Origin of the sequence: Streptomyces sp. NPDC003300, assembly GCF_040610915.1 — a bacterium.
GTDB lineage: Bacteria > Actinomycetota > Actinomycetes > Streptomycetales > Streptomycetaceae > Actinacidiphila.
Genome location: NZ_JBEXNE010000004.1, coordinates 406,581 through 424,350, shown reverse-complemented (window position 1 = coordinate 424,350; position 17,770 = coordinate 406,581). Strand labels below are relative to the sequence as shown.

15 protein-coding genes are annotated in these 17,770 nt (G+C 74.0%); 3 read left to right on the top strand and 12 right to left on the bottom strand.

From position 1 onward, the window contains the following. Positions 1-92: 92 nt before the first annotated feature. Both ABZX65_RS08990 and ABZX65_RS08985 read right to left on the bottom strand, forming a co-directional pair. A complete protein-coding gene (locus ABZX65_RS08990) occupies positions 93-1,019 on the bottom strand; it encodes a M56 family metallopeptidase (RefSeq protein WP_355336403.1) in 927 nt (308 codons plus the stop codon). Next, a complete protein-coding gene (locus ABZX65_RS08985; RefSeq protein ID WP_355336402.1) occupies positions 1,016-1,456 on the bottom strand; it encodes a BlaI/MecI/CopY family transcriptional regulator in 441 nt (146 codons plus the stop codon). Before ABZX65_RS08985 ends, ABZX65_RS08990 begins: the two co-directional genes overlap by 4 nt. Before the next feature lie 113 nt (positions 1,457-1,569). Here ABZX65_RS08985 and ABZX65_RS08980 point away from each other — a divergent pair, with 113 nt between their 5' ends. Both ABZX65_RS08980 and ABZX65_RS08975 read left to right on the top strand, forming a co-directional pair. After that, positions 1,570-2,292: a DedA family protein gene (locus ABZX65_RS08980; RefSeq protein ID WP_355336401.1), complete on the top strand. Its 723-nt coding sequence runs from the start codon at positions 1,570-1,572 to the stop codon at positions 2,290-2,292. Continuing rightward, on the top strand, positions 2,289-2,894 hold the full coding sequence (locus ABZX65_RS08975; RefSeq protein WP_355336400.1) for a phosphatase PAP2 family protein: 606 nt from the start codon (positions 2,289-2,291) through the stop codon (positions 2,892-2,894). Before ABZX65_RS08980 ends, ABZX65_RS08975 begins: the two co-directional genes overlap by 4 nt. A 109-nt stretch (positions 2,895-3,003) precedes the next feature. On the opposite strand, the gene ABZX65_RS08970 is transcribed toward ABZX65_RS08975, so the two are convergent. The 5 genes from ABZX65_RS08970 to ABZX65_RS08950 all read right to left on the bottom strand — a co-directional run bounded on the left by ABZX65_RS08970 (position 3,004) and on the right by ABZX65_RS08950 (position 12,623). Next, entirely contained in the window at positions 3,004-3,750 is a 747-nt protein-coding gene (locus ABZX65_RS08970) for a phosphotransferase (RefSeq protein WP_355336399.1), read from the bottom strand. Between the two features lie 76 nt (positions 3,751-3,826). Further along, positions 3,827-8,755, bottom strand: a complete 4,929-nt coding sequence (locus tag ABZX65_RS08965; RefSeq protein ID WP_355336398.1) for a DNA repair ATPase — start codon at positions 8,753-8,755, stop codon at positions 3,827-3,829. Positions 8,756-8,766: 11 nt separating this feature from the next. Further along, positions 8,767-10,890 (bottom strand): flotillin family protein, encoded by a 2,124-nt coding sequence (locus ABZX65_RS08960; RefSeq protein ID WP_355336397.1) that lies wholly within the window; start codon positions 10,888-10,890, stop codon positions 8,767-8,769. A gap of 208 nt (positions 10,891-11,098) precedes the next feature. After that, entirely contained in the window at positions 11,099-11,821 is a 723-nt protein-coding gene (locus ABZX65_RS08955) for a hypothetical protein (protein ID WP_355336396.1), read from the bottom strand. A 256-nt stretch (positions 11,822-12,077) separates the two neighbouring features. Continuing rightward, the gene (locus ABZX65_RS08950) at positions 12,078-12,623 is read right to left on the bottom strand and encodes a YceI family protein (RefSeq protein ID WP_355336395.1); all 546 of its coding nucleotides are present in this window, start codon (positions 12,621-12,623) and stop codon (positions 12,078-12,080) included. A 98-nt stretch (positions 12,624-12,721) separates the two neighbouring features. Here ABZX65_RS08950 and ABZX65_RS08945 point away from each other — a divergent pair, with 98 nt between their 5' ends. Further along, entirely contained in the window at positions 12,722-13,312 is a 591-nt protein-coding gene (locus tag ABZX65_RS08945; protein ID WP_355336394.1) for a MarR family transcriptional regulator, read from the top strand. A gap of 129 nt (positions 13,313-13,441) precedes the next feature. Here the strand turns inward: ABZX65_RS08945 and ABZX65_RS08940 are convergent, their stop codons facing one another. The 5 genes from ABZX65_RS08940 to ABZX65_RS08920 all read right to left on the bottom strand — a co-directional run bounded on the left by ABZX65_RS08940 (position 13,442) and on the right by ABZX65_RS08920 (position 17,382). Then, the gene (locus ABZX65_RS08940) at positions 13,442-14,548 is read right to left on the bottom strand and encodes a helix-turn-helix domain-containing protein (protein WP_355336393.1); all 1,107 of its coding nucleotides are present in this window, start codon (positions 14,546-14,548) and stop codon (positions 13,442-13,444) included. A gap of 199 nt (positions 14,549-14,747) precedes the next feature. Further along, positions 14,748-15,029, bottom strand: coding sequence for a Sec-independent protein translocase subunit TatA (gene tatA / locus ABZX65_RS08935; RefSeq protein ID WP_355336392.1), 282 nt, complete (start codon positions 15,027-15,029; stop codon positions 14,748-14,750). Positions 15,030-15,281: 252 nt separating this feature from the next. After that, positions 15,282-16,154: a hypothetical protein gene (locus ABZX65_RS08930; RefSeq protein WP_355336391.1), complete on the bottom strand. Its 873-nt coding sequence runs from the start codon at positions 16,152-16,154 to the stop codon at positions 15,282-15,284. 120 nt (positions 16,155-16,274) lie between these two features. After that, complete coding sequence (locus ABZX65_RS08925; protein WP_355336390.1) at positions 16,275-16,784, bottom strand: SigE family RNA polymerase sigma factor; 510 nt, start codon at positions 16,782-16,784, stop codon at positions 16,275-16,277. Between the two features lie 91 nt (positions 16,785-16,875). Continuing rightward, positions 16,876-17,382, bottom strand: a complete 507-nt coding sequence (locus ABZX65_RS08920; protein WP_355336389.1) for a hypothetical protein — start codon at positions 17,380-17,382, stop codon at positions 16,876-16,878. Positions 17,383-17,770: the final 388 nt, after the last annotated feature.

Here is a 17,770-nt window from a genome sequence, read left to right as displayed (position 1 = left end):
ATGGGTCACCGCGCGCCGGCGCCGCGCGACATCGGCCCCCCTCCCGGGGCCGGGGGCCTCGGGCGACGGGCGACGGGCGACGGGCGACGGGGTCAGCGTTCGCCCTGGGCGACCTCGATGGAGCCGTGGAGGTCGTGGGCCGCCTGGAGGGCGCTGGCGGCGGACAGGGCGAGGCAGGAGGCCAGGACGAGGGCTATGGCGCGGGGGGCGCGGGCGCGGAGGTGGGGGGTGGTCGGGGGGTGGGCCAGGAGGGCGGCGACGCGGCGCGGCACGGGCCCGGTGGCGGCCGGGAGCGCGGCGTGCGGCCGGACGCCGGGCCGGGAGGCCAGGGCGGCGCGCCCGATGGCGCGGGCGGCGAGGCGGCGGTCGCCGACGGCGAGGGCGGCGGACTCGTCGGCCCAGCGTTCGAGGGCGTAGGACAGCGGCCCGCGCAGGCCGCGCAGGGCGGGGTGGCAGGAGGAGGCGAGGGCGAAGGCGGCGAGGAAGAGGTGGTGGCGCCCGGCGAGGTGGGCCCGCTCGTGGGCGAGCAGCGCCTCGCGCTCGGCGGGACCGAGGGCGCGCAGCATGCCGGTGGTGACGACGATCCGGCCGGGCCGTCCGGGCAGCGCGTACGCGTCGGGGCCGGGGTCCTGGAGGACGGTGAGGTCACCGGCCGCCGTACCGGCCGCGACGGCGCGCCTGCGGGCCCGCGCGGCGAGCACGAGGTGGCGGCGCGAGGTGCGGACCAGCGCCGTGACGACGGCGGCCAGCAGCACGGCGGCGACGCACGCGGCGGCCACCGTCACCTGGTCGCCGACCACCGGCAGCACGAAGTGCGCGAAGGCGGCGACCGGCGGGAGCCGCAGGGCGCCCGCCCCGGCGAGCAGCAGCAGCGCGGTGGTGCTGCACGCGGCGAGCGCGACGGCGGACCCGGCGAGCAGCCAGGCCGCGGCGCGCGGCGGCAGCGCGTCCGCCAGCCGCCGCGCGGCGGGCACGGCGAGCAGCGGGAGCAGCAGCGGCGCCCAGACGGCGAGGTTCACGGGCGGCGGCCCTCCGGGGCGGGACCGGCGGGGCCGGGGGCCGGGGACGGCCCGTCGTCCTCCGCCTGGACCAGCAGCTCGCGCAGCAGCCGTTCGTCGTCCGGGTCGAGCTGGGAGACGAAGCGGGCCAGGACCGTACCGCGGTCGTCCTCACCGGACTTGTCCAGCTCGGTGCGCATGCGGCGGGCGGCCAGGCCCGGCGAGTCCTGGACCGGCAGGTACGCGTAGCCGCGCCCCGAACGGGTGCGGCTGACGGACCCCTTCTCGTAGAGGCGCGCGAGGATCGTGGTGACGGTGGTGCGCGCGAGGGCGGTGCCCAGGTCGCGCTGGACGTCGGCGGGGGTCAGGGCGCGGCCGTCGGCCGCCCACAGCGCGGCCAGCACGCTCGCCTCGAGTTCACCCGAAGGCCGCCGGGCCGACGCGTTGGCCTCCGTCATGGATCGCCCCTTCCGGCTCGTTCGTCTACAGTTCTGTAGACCGACTACACGACTGTAGTCGGGGAGGGTGCCGCGCGGTACCCCAGGACCCATTATGGGAGGGCCCCACCGTCATGCCCCTGCCCGCGCTCGATCAGGCCGTGAACGTCCTGGACGCGACCTCCCTGCTGTCGTCCTTCGGGGCCATCGGCATCGCGGTCATCATGTTCGCCGAAACCGGCCTGCTCATCGGCTTCTTCCTGCCCGGCGACTCGCTGCTCTTCACCGCCGGGCTGCTGTGCGTGCCCGGCGCCTCCGATGTGGTGCATCTCTCGCTGTGGCAGGTGCTGCTCGCCGCCGTGGCCGGGGCGCTGCTGGGGGCGCAGACCGGTTACGTGATCGGACGGCGCGGCGGCCCCGCGCTGCTGAACCGCACGAAGAACGCCAAGCTGCACCAAGGCGCGGCCAGAGCCGCGGAACTCCTCGAACGGTACGGCCACGCCAAGGCCGTCGTCCTGGCCCGCTTCATCCCCATCGTGCGCACGGTGCTCAACCCGCTCGCCGGGACGCTGAACGTGCCGGTCCGCACCTTCACCGTCTGGCAGATCGCGGGCGGCGCCGTCTGGACCGTCGGCCTGGTGCTCGGCGGCTACGGGCTCGGCTCGTCGATCCCGCACGTGGACACGTACCTGCTGCCGATCGTCGCGGTGATCGTGGTCGTCTCGCTGGCGCCGCTGGTCCTGGAGGTACGGCGCAGCCGCCGCGACGGCGCGAAGGCGGCCGACGCCGAGCCCGTACCCGCCGCGTCCGCCCCCGCCGTGACGACCCCCGCCGCCTCTGACCCGGAGCGCCCGTGACCTCGCAATTCGACGCGGGCCTGTACCGCTGGATCACCGACCTCGCGGGGCGCACCCCGCAGCCCGTGGACGACACCGTCCGCTTCTTCAGCGACTACGGGCTCGGCCTCTTCGCCGTCCTGATGCTGATCGTCTGGTGGCGGGCCCGCCCCGCCGGGTCCGCCGCGATGGCGGCGGCGCTGGCCGTGCCGTTCACCGTCGTGGTCGCCTTCCTCGTCAACGACGGGGTCAAGGCGGTCTTCGACGAGCAGCGGCCCTGTCAGACGCTGCACACCGTCACGGTCGAGACGTGTCCGGCGCTCGGCGACTGGTCCTTCCCCAGCAACCACTCCGCCATCGCCGCGGCCGCCGCCGTCGGCCTGCTCTTCGCCGACCGGCGCCTGGGACTGCGCCTCGCCGTCCCCCTCGCCCTCCTCATGGCCGCCTCCCGCGTCTGGATCGGCGTCCACTACCCGCACGACGTCGTCGTCGGCCTCCTCGTCGGCGCCCTCGTCGCCTGGCCCGTCTCCCTCCTGGCCCCCCGCGCCGCCCCCGCCGTCGACCGCCTCCGCGCCACCAGACTCCGCCCCCTGGTCCACGCCCTGCGTCCCGCCGCCGAATAGCCTTCCGGGGTACGGCCCCGGTCGGTCGACCGCGCCGCGCTGTGGCGCGGCCTGGGGGTCGGGGCTCGGGGGTCTGCGTACGGGTCTGCGTACGGGTCTGCGTACGGGGCTACATGCGGGATTTCAGGACGTCGACCTCGCAGCCCGGGGCGAACGGGTCGAAGCCGTGTTCGGTCAGCCAGCGGACGCCCAGGAGGGCGCGCAGGGACCACCAGGCGCGCAGGGCGTCGAGGTCGACGTCGGCGCCGTAGCCGGTGAGGAGGTCGCCGAGGCGCTCCTCGTGTCCGAGGGTCAAGGTGGCGAGGTCGAAGAGGGCGTCGCCCCGGCCCGCCTCCGACCAGTCGATGACGCCGGTGACCTCGGCGCCGTCGACGAAGACGTGATCGATCTGGAGGTCGCCGTGCGCGAACACCGGCGTCCACGCCCGGAGCGCGGCCTCGGCGACCCGGCGGTTGCGGGTGACCAGGGCGGCGGGCAGGACGCCGCTGGTCACCAGCGCCTCGCACTCGCCGTCGAGTTCCACCGCCAACTCGCCGGGGTCGCGGCGGCGCTGGCCGGGCCAGGGCGGCAACGGCGCGTCGTGCAGCCGCCGGACGGCGGCGCCCGCCGCGGCCCACGCCGCCGGGGACGCGGGCGACGGCTCACCGAGGCGGCCGAGCGCCGTGCCCCGGACCGCGGCGAGCGCGAGCACGGGCGGCTCGCGCCACAGGACCTCCGGGGTCGGGACCGGCGCCAGGGCCATCGCCTCGACCTCGACGTCGATACGCGCCTGATCGGCGTCCACCTTCAAGAACACGTCGCCGACGCGCAGGGTCGCGCGCTCGGAGTGGGCGACCACCACATTGACCTCGTCCATGGGCGGCAGTATCCGGGGGGAGGGCCCCGGCGTCACCGGATTTGCCGCGTGGGCCGACGCGGCCGGCCGTGTCCCGCTACCCCGCGGCCGTACCGCCCCCCGCGTAGGCGGACCTGATGGCGGACCACCGGGCCGCCTCGGCGGGGGTGAGCCGGTCGCGGAGGGCGGCGAGGTGGAGGAGGGCGGATTCGGCGCCGGAGGCGAGGGTCTGCGCCTCGGCGCGGTAGTGGTCGTCGATGACGGCCTCCAACTCGGCCTCGTTCATGGCGGGTTGGATACGGGCGGCGAGGCGGGACATCGTGCGGTAGGAGCCCTGGAGGAGGAACGGCGGCTCGGTGCGCGAGGCGTCGGTGCGGGCCGCGGACGCGATATAGGCGGCGTTGACGGCCAGCACGGTGGCGCGGGCGCGCAGCAGATGGCGCAGGACGGCCACGATGTCCTCGCGCTCGGCGGCCGGATAGGGGTGGGCGAGGTCGTCCGCGCGGGCGGTGGGGTCGTCCTCGGCGAGCCGGATGAGGAGTTCGAGGTCGCCGCGCTCGCGCCCGGCCAGCGGCGCGAGCGTCTCGTTGGCGGTGAGCGCGTTCTCCACGTAGCTCAGCGCGAAGAGCGCCTCCCTGCCGGTCAGGACGTCACCGAGGTTCCAGACGTCGGCGCGGTTGGCGAGCATGTCCGGGACGCGGAAGAGGCGGCCGGACTCGGTGTACGGGTTGCCCGCCATGCAGACCGCGAACCGCTTGCCCCGCAGGTCGTACGTGCCCGCCGCGCCCTCGACGCGGCGCTGCGCGTCGCACAGCGTGATGAATTTCTGAAGGAGCTCGGGCGAGGTGTGCTGGATGTCGTCCAGGTAGAGCAGCACGTTGGAGCCCAGCTCCAGCGCGAAGTTGATCTTCTCGACCTCGCGGCGCGAGGTGGCGTCGGGGGCGCGCTCGGGGTCGAGCGAGGTGACGCCGGTGCCGAGCGCGGGCCCGTCGATGGTCACCAGGGCGAGGCCGAGCCGGGCGGCCACGTACTGCACGAGCGAGGTCTTGCCGTAGCCGGGCGGCGACATCAGCATCAACAGGCCGCCGGAGGGGCCGAATTGGCGGGCGAGGTTGTCGCCGATGAGCGGCAGCGACACCTCGTCGAGCAGCCGGTTGCGGACGAAGCCGGTCAACGGCCGCGGGCGGTAGGCGTCCAGGTCGAGGCGGTCGCGCTCGGCGGCCACCACGGAGGTGCGGTGCCGCTGGTAGGTGCGGTAGGCGGGGACGTCCTCGGCCCTGAACCGCCGTACGCGGGTGAGGGTTTCGTCCAGGCGTACGGCCATCCGCCGGGCGGTGATCCGGGGGTGGGTGCCCAGCAGCCCGGTCACGGTGGTGCCGACGGCGGCCTCGGAGGCGTAGACCGCGAGGTCGGGACCGCAGACGAACGCGGCGGCGGCCTCGGCGAGTTCACCGTCCGCGGAAGAGACGGAAGATGCCGAAGAGACCGAGGAGCTCGTGGCATGCGCGCCGAGCCAGCCCGTCACGAGCTGCCAGCGCGCGCCCAGGTCGTCGCCGAGCGCCCCGAGGTCGTCGAGGAACTCCTTGTACGGCACGCCCTGCGCGCCGCCGAGCGCGGAGACGAACCGCTCCCGCAGCGCCCGCGCCTCGGCGCCCCCGACGAAACCGGTCCGGTCGGCGGCCAGTTCGGCCACCAGGTAGTCGCCGACGGGCGTCCCCTCCCCCACCGCGCCGATCCGGCCGAGTCCGGTACGGGCGGCGAAGTCCCTTACGGCAGAGTCGAGTTCGGCGGCCAGCTCGGTCAGCGCGGGCACGGCGGCGGCGGAGTCCCCGAAGGCGGACGCGGCCCTGCTCAGCGAGCGGGCCCTGGTGGTCCAGGCCGGCCGGGCGGCCGGGGCGGCGCCATGGGTCCAGAAGAGCTGGGCCAGGGCGCGGTCGGCCGCGGGGTGGCGGAGCAGGCCAGCGGCCGTGTCCAGCTCGTGCAGCGCGGTCAGCAGCAGCGTCGCGTCGTGGTCGTGGACACCGCGCTCGTAACCCTCGTCGAGCCGGGCCGCGGCGGCCTCCTTGACCAGCGCGGGAATGTCGGTCAGAGCGCCGGGGGCGTCGAGCAGCAGGGTCGCGGCGAGGTATTCGGCGCGGTAGAGGTCGGGCGACTCCGAGACGACCGGGCGGTCCCAGAAGCGGCGGGTGGCCGCGAAGGCGGGGTCGGCGACCGGCACGAGGTAGTCGGTGCCCGAGATGGTGAAGGCGAGGCCGTCCGCGTGCGGGACGAGGGCGAGTTCCAGCGGCTGGGTGTTGACGGCGAAGCGGTGGCGGCCGAGCCGGATCACCGTGCCGTCCGCGTCGTAGAGGTCGAGCCGGTCGCGCAGCGAGCGGCCCGCGTCCTGCCGGGCCGCGGCCAGTGCCGCCTCGGCCTCCGCGGCCCGCGCCGGGTCGCCGAGGTCCCGCAACTGCGCGGCGATCCGCCGGTGCTGGGCAGCCATCGGGTCGGACGCGAAGTAGGTGTTGACGTCGTCAAGGCTGGGCAGCGCGGCGGCGCGGCGGCGCACCCCGGCCAGGACGCGCTCGGCGGAGGCCGCCAACCGCTGGGCCCGCTGGGCGCGTTCGTCGGCGAGCGCCTGCTTGCGGGCGGCGAAGGTCTGGTGGATCTCCTCGCGGCGCTCGTCCAGGGCCGCGAGCCGGGTGTCGTCGGCGGCGAAGCGCGTGGTCAGGTTCTCGATCCTGACCAGCAGCCGGCCGAGCTGTTCCTCGCAGCTCTCCGGGGTGTCGGCGGCGGCCAGCGCCCCGCTGACGCTCTGCGCCAACAGCGCGCTCTCGGCGGCGAATTCGCCCTCGGACTCGGCGGCGGCCAGCTCCCTGCGGCGGCCGTCGAGCACGGCCCGCGCCTGGTTGACGGCGCCGAGCACGTCGGCGACGGCGGCCAGGATGCGGGTGCGGACGGTCGCGTCGTCGATCTCCAGGGTGCCGACGATCTCGGTGACGGTGGCGAGCCCGGTGGCCTGCTCGTCCAGGACGGCGGCGACCTCGGCCGCGTCCGCCGCGGCCCCGATGGCCTCGGCGTCGGCGGCGGTCGCGGCGACCCGGTCGCGGTAGCCGTCGAAGGCGTGCTCGTCGGCGAAGTACCCCGCCGCGCGGCGCGCGACGTCCGCCAGGTCCTTGGCCAGGCTCGCGGTGAGCGCGTCCAGGCGCTCGGCGTCGACGTACCGCATCTCGCGCAGGGACATCAAGTGGCCCTGTGCGCGCCGCAGTTCGGTGAGCCGTTCGACCCACTCGTCCGCGGACTTCACGGCCTCGCCGCGCGCCTGCCGGACGAGGACGGCGATACGGGCGGCGCTCTCGTCGACGGCGGTCGCGGCGCGCGCGGTCAGGTCGCGTACCCGCGCGTACTCGGCGAGCACCTGCCGTCCGGTGTCGCGGACCTGGGCCAGCGGCGCGACCAGGTCGCCGGAGGCCGCGTCCGCCGAGGCGGCGTCCTCCTCGATGTCGCCGAGCCAGTGGTAGCGGTCGAGCACCCGCTCGCACTCGCCGACCAGCGCCTCGTAGCCGGGCAGCGCGGGCGCGGCCTCCAGGGCCAGGGCGGTACGGGCCACCGACAGCGTGTCCGCGACGGCCCGCACCAGGTCCGGGTTGCCGATCCGCTCCAGCGGTCCGCCGCCGACCGGCTGCGCGGCGGCGTAGGCGTCGGACAGGAACGGCGTCTCCCACCGCTGCACCATGTGCACGCGGGCCGCCTCGCCGCCGTCGGCCGGGCGCAGCGTCAGCAGCGTGCCGTCCTCGTAAAGCGCGGCGCCCTGGACGTGCAGCGGCGCCGCGGCCTCCTTGCGGATGAGGTTGTACGGCAGCAGCAGGCGGCGGCCGTCGGCGGCGAGGAAGACGTACAGCACGTCCTCGCCGTTCGCGGACCGCACGATCCGCTCGAACTCCAGCTCCTCCGGGCCGGTTTCGTACGCGCGGGTGCCGCCGGTGGCGAGCGCGTAGCCGCCGGGGAAGACCACGCCCTGGTCGTCGGGGAGCCGCAGGCACGCCTGGCCGAGGGCGTCGAGCCGTTCGATCTCGCCGGTCCTGGTGTTGACCGCGAAGTGCCGGTCGGCGTTCTCGCGGTACGGCCGGACGCGCAGCAGCACCAGCGGGCCGACGGTGGCGTAGGCGACGTCGGCGTCCGCGAGGGCCTGGAGCGCGTCCTCGACCGGCTCCTCGTACGACGCCTCGTCGGCGCCGATGGCGAGCGTGCCGCCGGAGGTGGCGACGGTGACGGTGCCGCCGTCGGCCGCGGTCAGCGCGAGGTGCGGGTCGCGCCCCGCCACCTGGTCCTCGCGGGTGACGGCCGCCCAGGTGACGGTGTAGACGCCGCCGTCGGAGTCGGCCCACTCCTCGCGCGCGGTCCCCTCGTACGCGCAGCTCCCGTCGGGCGCGACCCGCCAGCCGACCACGCGGACGTCGCCGACGCCGGGCCCGGTGCTGAAGACCGCGAGCAGCCGCCCCTCGGCGACGCGCAGCCGCAGCAGCCGCGTCTGCCGGTAGTAGCGGTACAGCTCGCCGAACTCCCGTACGAACACGGGGTCGTCGAGCAGCCCGGCGGGACCCGAGTCGCCGCCGCCCGCGCCGCCCTCGCCGCCCGCACTGCCCTGCCCGCCCCCACCGCCCCTACCGCCCTCGCCGACCGACGCCGCCGGGAGCGCCTGGAAGACGTCGCCGACCGAGGTGACCTCCGGCGGGTTCGAGGCGAAGAGCAGATACGGGCCGACGGCGGCCACGTCCGCCGCCTGCGCGGGGTGGGCGGTGCGCAGCCGCTCGGTGCCGTCCAGGCGCAGCTCGGTGGTGCCGAACACCTCCTGGCGACGGGAGTTGAGCGCCCCCGCCCGGTCCGCGAGCAGCCGCGCGGACGCGGTGAGCCGTGCGCGCAGCACCTCGTACGCGTCCCCGTCCAGCCCGCCCGCGGCTGACCCGCCCGCCGGGCGCGGCCCCCCTGAGGCCGCGCCCGGCGAACCCTCGGGTGCCGTGCCCCGCGACTCCTGCGCCCCGCTCACGCCCGGCCCCCTCACTTCTTGACGAGACCGTTGGCCGAGGAGGCCGCGGGCTGGGCGTCGGGCGCGGCACCGCGCAGAGCGCTCAGCGGCGCGTCGGCCAGGCCCAACGACCGTGCCTGGTCGAGGAGTTTGTTCAGCGAACCCGTTTGGGGGCCGCCCTCGGCGATCAGGCGCCCGAGCACCGCGGAGACGGTGAGGTTGGCGACGTCACCGGACCCGAGCGAGGACAGCACGCGCGTGGCGTCCTCGGTGAAGCTGTTGCCCGAACCGTCGAGCCAGCTGCCCGCGAGCGTCTTGACGGTGTCGGAGTTCGCCACGAAGTTGTCGACGCTGCGCCCGGCCGAGACCGCGCCGAGCAGCTTGTCGAAGAAGACGCTGTCGCCGCCGACGATCTGGATGTCGGCGTGCTCCAGGCCGGTGGCCAGCACCGTCGCCTGCGCCTCCGCGATGGAGCGCTGCGTGTCGAGCCCGGCCATCCGGATGTCCTTCTCCGCGGCGAGCCGCAGCCGGTACTCCTCGTGGCCGCGCGAGGCGTCGTCGAGCGCCGCCATCGCGGCGGCCTTCTCCGTCAGGCCCTCGGCCTCCGCCTTCAGCTTCTCGCCGATCATCGCCGCGTCGGCCTTCGCCTGCGCGGTCGTGCCCTCGGCGTTGGCCAGCGCCAGCAGCCGCGAGCCCTCCGCCTCCGCCTTGAGCCGGGCCTCGGTGGCCTCGGCCTCGGCGTGACCGACCTTGGTGATCGCCTCCGCGCTGCGCTCGCGCACCTCGACGTCGGCGAGCCCGGCCGCCGCGGCCTCCGCCCGGATGCCCTCGGCCAGCCGGATCTTGGCGGCGGCGTCCAGCTCGGCGGCCTGCTTGCGGGCCTCGGCCATGGTCAGCGACTCGCGTGCCTTGTGGTGCGCGGCCTGCTCGGACGCCTCCGCCGCCTTGATGTCCTTGACGAGCTGCTCCTGCGCCTGCGCCTCCGCGGTGATGATGAGCGCCTGCCGCTCGCGCTCGGCCTCCTGCACCAGCCGCAGCGCCTTGATCGACTCCTCCTGCTCGGCCACCGTGCGGTCGACCGCGATCCGCTCCCGGATGACGTCGGCGACCTCGCGGCGCTCGGACTCGACCTCCTTCTCCTTGGAGATCCGGGACAGCTCCGTCTCCCGCTCGCGGGCGATGACTTCGAGGACGCGGTCCTTCTCGATCCGCTCGTTCTCCACGGCGATGACCCGCTCGCGGTTCTTCTGCGCGACCGCTATCTCGCGCTGCTGGTTCTCGCGCTGGACGCCGAGCACTTCCTCGGTGCGGATGAACGCGCCCTGCGCGCCCAGGCGTTCCTCCTCCTGCACGCGGGCGGTGGCCGCCTCTTCCTTGGCGCGCAGCGTCTCGACCTCGCGGCGCTGCTTGATCTCGGCCTCGGCCTGACGGCGTTCGAGCTCCAGGATGGTCTCGCGCGCGTCGACGTTCTGCCGGGTGATCTCCTTCTGCTCGGTGCGCTGGAACTCGTTGGTGCGCACGTGCTCGATCGCCGTCAGCTCGGTGATCTTCCGGATGCCCTGCGCGTCCAGGATGTTGGCCGGGTCGAGCTGCGTCATCGGGGTCTGCTCGAGGAAGTCGATCGCGCAGTCTTCCAGGTGGTAACCGTTGAGGTCGGTGCCGATGACCTGGATGATCCGGTCGCGGAAGTTCTCGCGGTGGGTGTAGAGGTCGACGAAGTCGAGCTGCTTGCCGACGGTCTTCAGCGCCTCGGAGAACTTCGCGTTGAACAGCGTCTGCAACGTCCCCTGGTGGCTGGCCCGTTCGGTGCCGATCGCCTGCGCGACCTTGATCACGTCCTCCTTCGTCTTGTTGACGCGGACGAAGAAGGTCAGGTGGATGTCGGCGCGGATGTTGTCCTGGCAGATCAGGCCCTCGCGGCCGGTCCGCTGGATCTCGATGGTCTTCACCGAGATGTCCATCTGCTCGGACTTGTGCAGGACGGGCAGCACGACGGCGCCGGTGAAGGTGACGTCGACATGCTTCGCCTTGGAGATGATCAACGCCTGGCCCTGGGCGACTTTTCGGAACAGCCGGCTCACGGTGAACAGCGTTCCGAGGGCGATGAGCAGAAGCACTCCGAAGAGCACGCCGATTCCGATGGCGGTGGCATCCATGGCAGATCCTCAGGTTCTACGGGTCTGGTGGTGCGGGGACGATGTGCCGCCGTACGGCGGGGTGGTGCCGCGCGGCGAGGCGGACCGGCCGGAGTGGTCCGGCCGGCGGGGACGTTCAGTGGGGGTGCGGACGGGCGGGCGCGGCGAGGCGTCGCGGCCCCGAGGCGGTGAAGCCTTCGGGCGTCGCGGCCTTCAGGGGTTGAACCGCTCAGACCGTCGCGGGGCCGATGCGTTCGTAAGGGTCGAACGGCGCGACCCAGAAGAACTCGCCGTCGGGCTCGTACGCGTAGATCAGCGCGGTGCTGCCCGCCGCGTACCTGTCCTCGCCGCTCTGCCGGACCTGGACCACCGCGGTGGAGCCGTCCGGCGAGGTGACCTCGGCCTGGCCGAAGGCGCCGGTGACGCGTCCGGTGCGGATCACGCAGGGCTGCCCGACGAAGTCCTCGCGTGAGGGCGGGCGTTCGTGCGGGAAGAGCCGTCGCAGCGGGCGGACCAGCACCCAGGTCAGCGACCAGGAGCCGATCACGGCGCCGCACAGGACGGCGAAGGACAGCAGCGTGCGCACCAGGCCCGGCGGGCCGGCGCCGTCGAGTGCCGCGGAGCCGGCCAGGCTCAGGAACCAGGCGAGCGCGGTGAGCAGCGAGAAGACGACGGTGACGGGCACGCCGTCCAGTCCCGTGGCGGCCAGCAGGCCGCCGAGTCCGCCGTGGCCCTCGTGGCCGCCGTCCGGGGCGTCGTGCGCGTGCGCGTCGAGTCCGCCGTGACCGCCGTGTCCGGCGCCCCCGAAGTCGGCGTCGGGGCCGTGGTGTCCGGGTCCGTTGGCATCGGCCCCCCCGAGGAGCACAACGAGCCAGAAGCAGACCACGACCACCAGGGCCCCGCCGAACAGGACGGTCGGAAAGCCGAGAACGATGCTGGTGAACTCCCCCATCCCCAACACCTCCCCCCTGTGCGGCTCTCCCCCGCCCCGCGATGATTGTCGCAGTCCGGGAACCTTTGTCGCATTGCCGGTTCCCGGCAGTCTTCACCGCGTCTACACGTCCTGAACCGACCGCAACCGAAACGGCTCCGGCCGCCGTCCGCGCGGAGTGACCCGTACGGAGGGCGGCCGGAGCCGTGGAATACGCCGCGCGAAGGCGGGAGAACGCGTGATCTGCCGTGCCGTGGCAGGACGGGGCGCGGGGGCCTCAGCCCTGGGCGGCCTCGATCTCCAGCGCGATGCGGATCTTGTCGCTGACGGCCGCGCCGGCGGCGCCGCCGGTCACGCCGAAGTCGCTGCGGCTGATCTCGGTGGCGGCCGAGAAACCGGCGATGGCGTGGCCCTGGGGGGCCGTGCCGAAGCCGTTCAGTTCGAGCTGGAGCGTGACGGTCTTGGTGACGCCGTGCAGCGTCAGGTCGCCGTCGACCTCGAACAGCTCGGAGGTCTTGGGGCGGATCGCGGTGGAGGTGAAGGTCAGCTCCGGGAACTTCTCCACGTCCAGGAAGTCCGCGCTGCGGACGTGGTTGTCGCGCATCTCGTTGTTGGTGCTCACCGAGGTGGTCTTGATCACCGCGGAGACCTTCGAGTCCACCGGGTTCTCGGCGGTCTCGATGGTGCCCTCGAAGCTGTCGAAGCTGCCGCGGACCTTGGAGACACCGAGGTGACGGACGTAGAAGGAGACATCGGAGTGGACCGCGTCGATCGTCCACTTGCCGGCGACGTAGCCGTCGATCACTTCGGTCTGGGAGGACATGTGGGGCTCCTTGAGCGGTGAACCGGGGTATTTGGTTGAGCGCTCACCCACCATAACGCCATGGTGTTGAGAGTTCAACCACCCGTATGCTGGTGGGCATGGACGATGTGCGCTGGCTGAGCGACGACGAGCAGGAGATCTGGCGTGCGTATATGACCGCGAGCGTGGAGTTCTCGGCGTATATCGACCGCCAGCTCCGCCGCGAGTCCGGCATGCCCATGGCCTACTACGAGATTCTGGTGCGGCTCTCGGAGGCGTCCGGGCGCAGCCTGCGGATGAGCGAGCTGGCGGAAGCCTCGCAGTCCTCGCGCAGCCGCCTCTCGCACGCGGTGTCCGCGCTGGAGAAACAGGGCTGGGTGGTACGCAGCCCCGCCGACTGCGACCGGCGCGGCTGGGTGGCGACGCTCACCGACGCCGGGTTCGCCGCGCTGGAAGCGGCGGCCCCCGGGCATGTGACGGCCGTCCGCGAGCACCTTTTCGACGTCCTGACCCCCGAGCAGCTGGCCACGCTGCGCGACGCGGGCCGGGCGATCAGCGCCGGGCTCAAGACGGAGTGCGAGGAGGCCCGCTCGGAGGAGGACCGGAGCTGCCCGACGCAGGAGGCGGAAGCCGCCGAAGTGGCCGCCGCCCGCGCCGCCGGAGCGGCCGCGATACCCACCGGCGCGACACCGCCCCCGCCGGCCGCGTAGCCCCGGCCCGCGCGTCGGCACACCGGCCACGTCAGCGCACCCGCCGAACCGTCCCGCCCGCCGCGTGGGCAGGGCCCTGGCTCGGGCGCGCCCGTCCACGTCAGCGCACGCGCCGCGTCAGCGCGCGGCTCACAGCGGTTTGGTCGGCCAGTCCAGCAGCCTCGCGCCCATCGCGGCCGTCTCCAGGGTGTAGCGCTGCAAGGCGTCGTCCGGGTCGAAGCCGGTCACGGCGGCGATACGTTCCAGCCGGTAGGACAGCGCGCGCACGCTCAGGTCGAGCCGCCGGGCGGCCTCGGCGTTCACGTACCCGGCGGCGGCGTACGCGGTGATCGTCTCCAGCAGCGGCAGCGCCCCGCCGCGCGCCTCCTCCAGCGGGCCGAGCACCGTCTTGACCAGGTCGAGCATCGCCGCGCGGTCGCGCATGAGCACCGGGAAGACCAGCAGGTCGGCCGCGTTGAGCACGGTCGCCTCCAGGCCGAGCCGGTCGGCGAGGTCCAGGGCGCTGAGCGCTTCCTCGTACGAGCGGACCACGCCGGAGGCGCCGCTGTGCGAGCGGCCGACGGCGGTCCTGGGCGCGGCGACGGTCTTCACGAAGGCGTCGAGCACCTGGCGCTGCGTGCCGGGCACGACGCAGACCATCCGGCCGTCCTTGGGCGCGACCAGCGCGTCGTGGTCGCCGAAGCGGCCCGCCAGTTCGCGCTCGACCCGGCTGAGCGCGGGGTGCGTCTCGTCGTACGGCCCGTCCTCGGGCGCCGCGGCGACCGCCACGACGTGCTGGCCCGCGAGCCGCAGTCCGAAGCCCTCGGCCTGTTCCGCGAGGCGGCCGGGGTCGCTGCGGCCGTAGAGCAGGTCGTCGACGAAGGCGCGGCGGGCGAGAGCCGCGCGGCGTACCGAGTGCCGCTGCGCCCGGCTGTGGCCCTCGGCGAGGGCGGCGACACCGGTCTCCAGGGCGGCCAGTACGGCGGCGCCGACCTGCCGCAGCTCGGCGGTGCTCCTGGCGTCCGCCACGCCGGGCAGTACCGGCCAGGTCTCGCGGACGGCGGTGAGGTGGGTGCCGATCAGCGACGGCAGGGCTATGCCGGAGTCCGCCGCCTGCTCGCCCAGCGCACGGCGGCTCTCGCGCTCGGCGCGGCTGAGCGGGCGGCAACTGCGGGAGACCTCGGCGAGCGTTTCGGGAAAACCGGTCAGAAACTCCGGCGGTACGGCTTCCGCGGCGCTGCCCGTACCCGTGGTCACCCCTGGCCCCCCGTCACTCCACCGGATCCGGCCTTCCGGTTCCTGGACATCAGGAACGTATCAAGGCTGCCGGATCCCGGAAACGGGGGGCGGGGGCAGGCCGCGTCCCAGCGGCGTCCGGCGGGGGGCCGACGGGCGCTTCGCGGTGATTCGGCCGGATACCCGGCGGACGCGGCGGTGAACGCCGCGCGCGGGGCGGCTACTTGGCCGTGGTCGTCGGCTGCGGAGTCGGGGTCGTCTCGCTCGCGGTCACGACGTCGCTCGGGGTGATGGCCTCGGGCGCCGGGGTGGCGGTGGCGGTCGGCTCGGGGCTCGCGGGCCCCGTGTCGTCGCTCTTCATCGCCTTCGCCTCGGACTTGAGGATGCGCATCGACTTACCGAGTCCGCGGGCCGCCTCCGGCAGCTTCTTGGAACCGAACAGCACGATGACGACGATCGCCACCACGATCAGGTGCCACGGCTCCAGCCCGTTTCGCAACATGGAGATCCTCGCTTCTTTCAGGGGGCCAACTGTGCCGAATACTTCAGCTTCGACTGTCGCATTGTCACCCGAAAGCCGTCGCCGACGGCACCCGGGTACTCAAAGCATGCGCAAAAAGCTTGTGAACGGGAAGCCCCCCTTCCCCCGGTCCGGTCGGCGGCGGACCGGAGGAGGGGGCGGGGGGAAGGCCCTGCGAGGCACCAGGGGACGGGCCGGGAGACGGGTCGGGGGACGTCCGGGCCGGGGGCGGTGTCAGCCGCCGTACGTGCCCGCCAGGCGGGCGGACGCCTTGTCCTTCGCCGACGGGTCCGTGGCCGCGTTGTCCCTGGTCGCCTTGTCCGGGTCGGGCAGCGCGTCGATCACCCGCTGCCAGCGCGGGTCGGTGACGATCTTGGCGAGCTGGGCCGAGCTGAGCGGCGGATTCGGACGTGAGATCGGGGCGTCCTTCTCGTCCCTGGAATTCCACTCGCTCAGGCTGATCACGGCGCCGGAGGGTGTGACGAGGGTCGCGTACCACTCCTTGGTCTCGGCCCGGTGGTCGGAGTACTCGAAGCCCTTGGAGATCGTCAGCGTGCCGCCGTGCACGTGCGTCGACGTGCACGAGGTGTCCGGGTCCTGCGAGGGGAAGTCCGGGCACGACGGCACCGCCTCGCCCGCGCCGATGCCGAGCGTCACCAGCCCCTTGTTGAAGACGACCGCCGCCAGCGGAATGCCCTCCTCGGTGCCGCGGCTGGGCCAGGTGGACTTCGTGACATGACCCTTGGGCAGCGTCGCCAGGAACAGGTCCATCACCTGCTTGGCCGTCATCGCGGGCCTGGCCGGCTTCGCCGCGGAACTCGCCTTGTCCGAGGCCGTGGACGACACCGCGGGCTTCGTGGGCGCCGACGCGACCCCGCTGCCCCCGTCGCCCTTGGCCAGGCCGCCGACCAGCGCGCCGCCCACCCCGACCAGGGCGAAGGCCGCGACGCCCGCGGTGATCGCGGCCGTACGCCTGCGGCGCAGTCTGCGGCCGTGCGCGTGCCCCTCCGCGACCAGGCCGCGGGAGTCGTCCGGCTGGAACGTGTCGGCGGTGCGGCGCAGCGCGTCGCCCAGCTCGTCTTCGAATTCGATCGGTTCGATGGGCATGGCGGAACCACCGTCTCGGTTTGGTGTGTACGGATGCGGTCTACGTGTGGGGGTACGGCCACGGGTGCGGCCGGTTGGTCTGTCTGTCTGTCGACGGGAATCGGTTGCAGCCGACGCGGCTCAGCGGGCGATGAGATCGGCGAGGCTGCCGCCGAGATCCGCCCTGAGCCGGGCGAGCGCGCGTACCGTGCGGGTCCTTATGGCGCCCGGTGTGGAGCGCAGGGCCTCGGCGGTCTCCTCGATGCTGCGGTCCTCCCAGTACCGCAGCACCAGGACCGCCCGGTCCTTCGGCGAGAGCCGGCCGAGCGCGTCGAGCAGCGTGATCCTGAGCGTCGCGTCGTCGCCGTGCCGCGTGGGGCTGTCCGGCAGCTCCGCGCTCGGGCGTTCCTTGCTGCTGCGCCGCCGCTGGTGGGTCAGGAAGGCGCGGACCAGAACCGTCTGGGCGTACGCGGCCGGATTCCCCACCTTCGCCATCCGGCCCCAGACGACGAACATCCGGCCCAGCGTCTCCTGGACCAGGTCCTCCGCCAGGTGCGTGTCGCCGCTGGCGAGCAGACAGGCCGACCGGTACAGGTGGCTCGCGCGGACCGCCGCGAACTCCAGATACGCCGCCGTCTCCCCCTCTCGCATCCCGCTCCCCTTCCCCCATCCGACCCTTCACCTCTTCGACGCGGCGGGGAACGGGGAATGTTACGGGGCGCCCGGGGACGTCTCCGGGCCGTTACGCGGCTGCCGCCACACCGTCCCGGTCCAGCGGCTTCGCGGCCTCGCGGGTGCCCTCGCGGGCGGCATCGCGGGCCGGGTTCCGGGTGGGGAAGACCAGAAGGCGCAGCGTCGCGAAGCGGGCGATGCCTGCCAGGGCGGAGGCTCCCAGGTACACGGCCTGCGCCAGCAGGGCGCCCGGGTGCGGGTGCGCGTGGTCCAGCGTCAGGACGGCCGCCGTCGTGAACAGGTATGCCCCGAGCAGCGTCAGCGCCGACTTGCTGTGCACCCGCCACCCCGCCCATCCGCCTTCGGCGGACCTGAACGTGATCCGGTGGTGCAGCTCCGTCGCCAGCAGGGTCGACACCACGGTGACCACCGCGTTCACCAGCGCGAACGGGGCGTGGCCCGCCGCCGCCACCAGCACCGCGCTCGACAGCAGGCCGACGCCTCCGCCGCACACCACGAATTTCCCGAACGCCGCCGCCTTCGCTGCCGCTCTCTCCCCGCCCACCGTCTTCTCCATGCCCCCACCCTCCCCCCGCCCACTGACACGCCGCCCACACCCCACTGACACGCTCCCGCTGTGGGCCCCCCGATCTTTCCCGGCCCGCGCCCCCGGACGACACCCTTTTTCTGAGGACGGCCCCCGATCCTTCCCTGCCCGCGCCCCCGAACAGCGCCCTTTGCCCAGGGCGGCACACCGATCTTTTAAGGGGCGCGGGGAACTGCGCGGCCCACCCCCACCGGGCTGCCAGCCCGAAAACAACCGCATCTGCCCCACCGGGGCCGGTATTTCAGAGGCGCGCCACCGCGCGGGCTGAGCACGCCCACGCGGCGGCAGCCGCACATCAAACACAGCCCCGCGCCCCTAAAAACCCGTGCCTGACCCCCGTACAAAAAACGGTCCGCCC

Bases quoted from the DNA above. Each gene is read 5' to 3' on its own strand.
- ABZX65_RS08985 (WP_355336402.1), bottom strand. From the start codon at position 1,456: ATGACGGAGGCCAACGCGTCGGCCCGGCGGCCTTCGGGTGAACTCGAG.
- ABZX65_RS08980 (WP_355336401.1), top strand. From the start codon at position 1,570: ATGCCCCTGCCCGCGCTCGATCAGGCCGTGAACGTCCTGGACGCGACC.
- ABZX65_RS08970 (WP_355336399.1), bottom strand. From the start codon at position 3,750: ATGGACGAGGTCAATGTGGTGGTCGCCCACTCCGAGCGCGCGACCCTG.
- ABZX65_RS08960 (WP_355336397.1), bottom strand. From the start codon at position 10,890: ATGGATGCCACCGCCATCGGAATCGGCGTGCTCTTCGGAGTGCTTCTG.
- ABZX65_RS08955 (WP_355336396.1), bottom strand. From the start codon at position 11,821: ATGGGGGAGTTCACCAGCATCGTTCTCGGCTTTCCGACCGTCCTGTTC.
- ABZX65_RS08950 (WP_355336395.1), bottom strand. From the start codon at position 12,623: ATGTCCTCCCAGACCGAAGTGATCGACGGCTACGTCGCCGGCAAGTGG.
- ABZX65_RS08945 (WP_355336394.1), top strand. From the start codon at position 12,722: ATGGACGATGTGCGCTGGCTGAGCGACGACGAGCAGGAGATCTGGCGT.
- tatA (WP_355336392.1), bottom strand. From the start codon at position 15,029: ATGTTGCGAAACGGGCTGGAGCCGTGGCACCTGATCGTGGTGGCGATC.
- ABZX65_RS08930 (WP_355336391.1), bottom strand. From the start codon at position 16,154: ATGCCCATCGAACCGATCGAATTCGAAGACGAGCTGGGCGACGCGCTG.
- ABZX65_RS08925 (WP_355336390.1), bottom strand. From the start codon at position 16,784: ATGCGAGAGGGGGAGACGGCGGCGTATCTGGAGTTCGCGGCGGTCCGC.
- ABZX65_RS08920 (WP_355336389.1), bottom strand. From the start codon at position 17,382: ATGGAGAAGACGGTGGGCGGGGAGAGAGCGGCAGCGAAGGCGGCGGCG.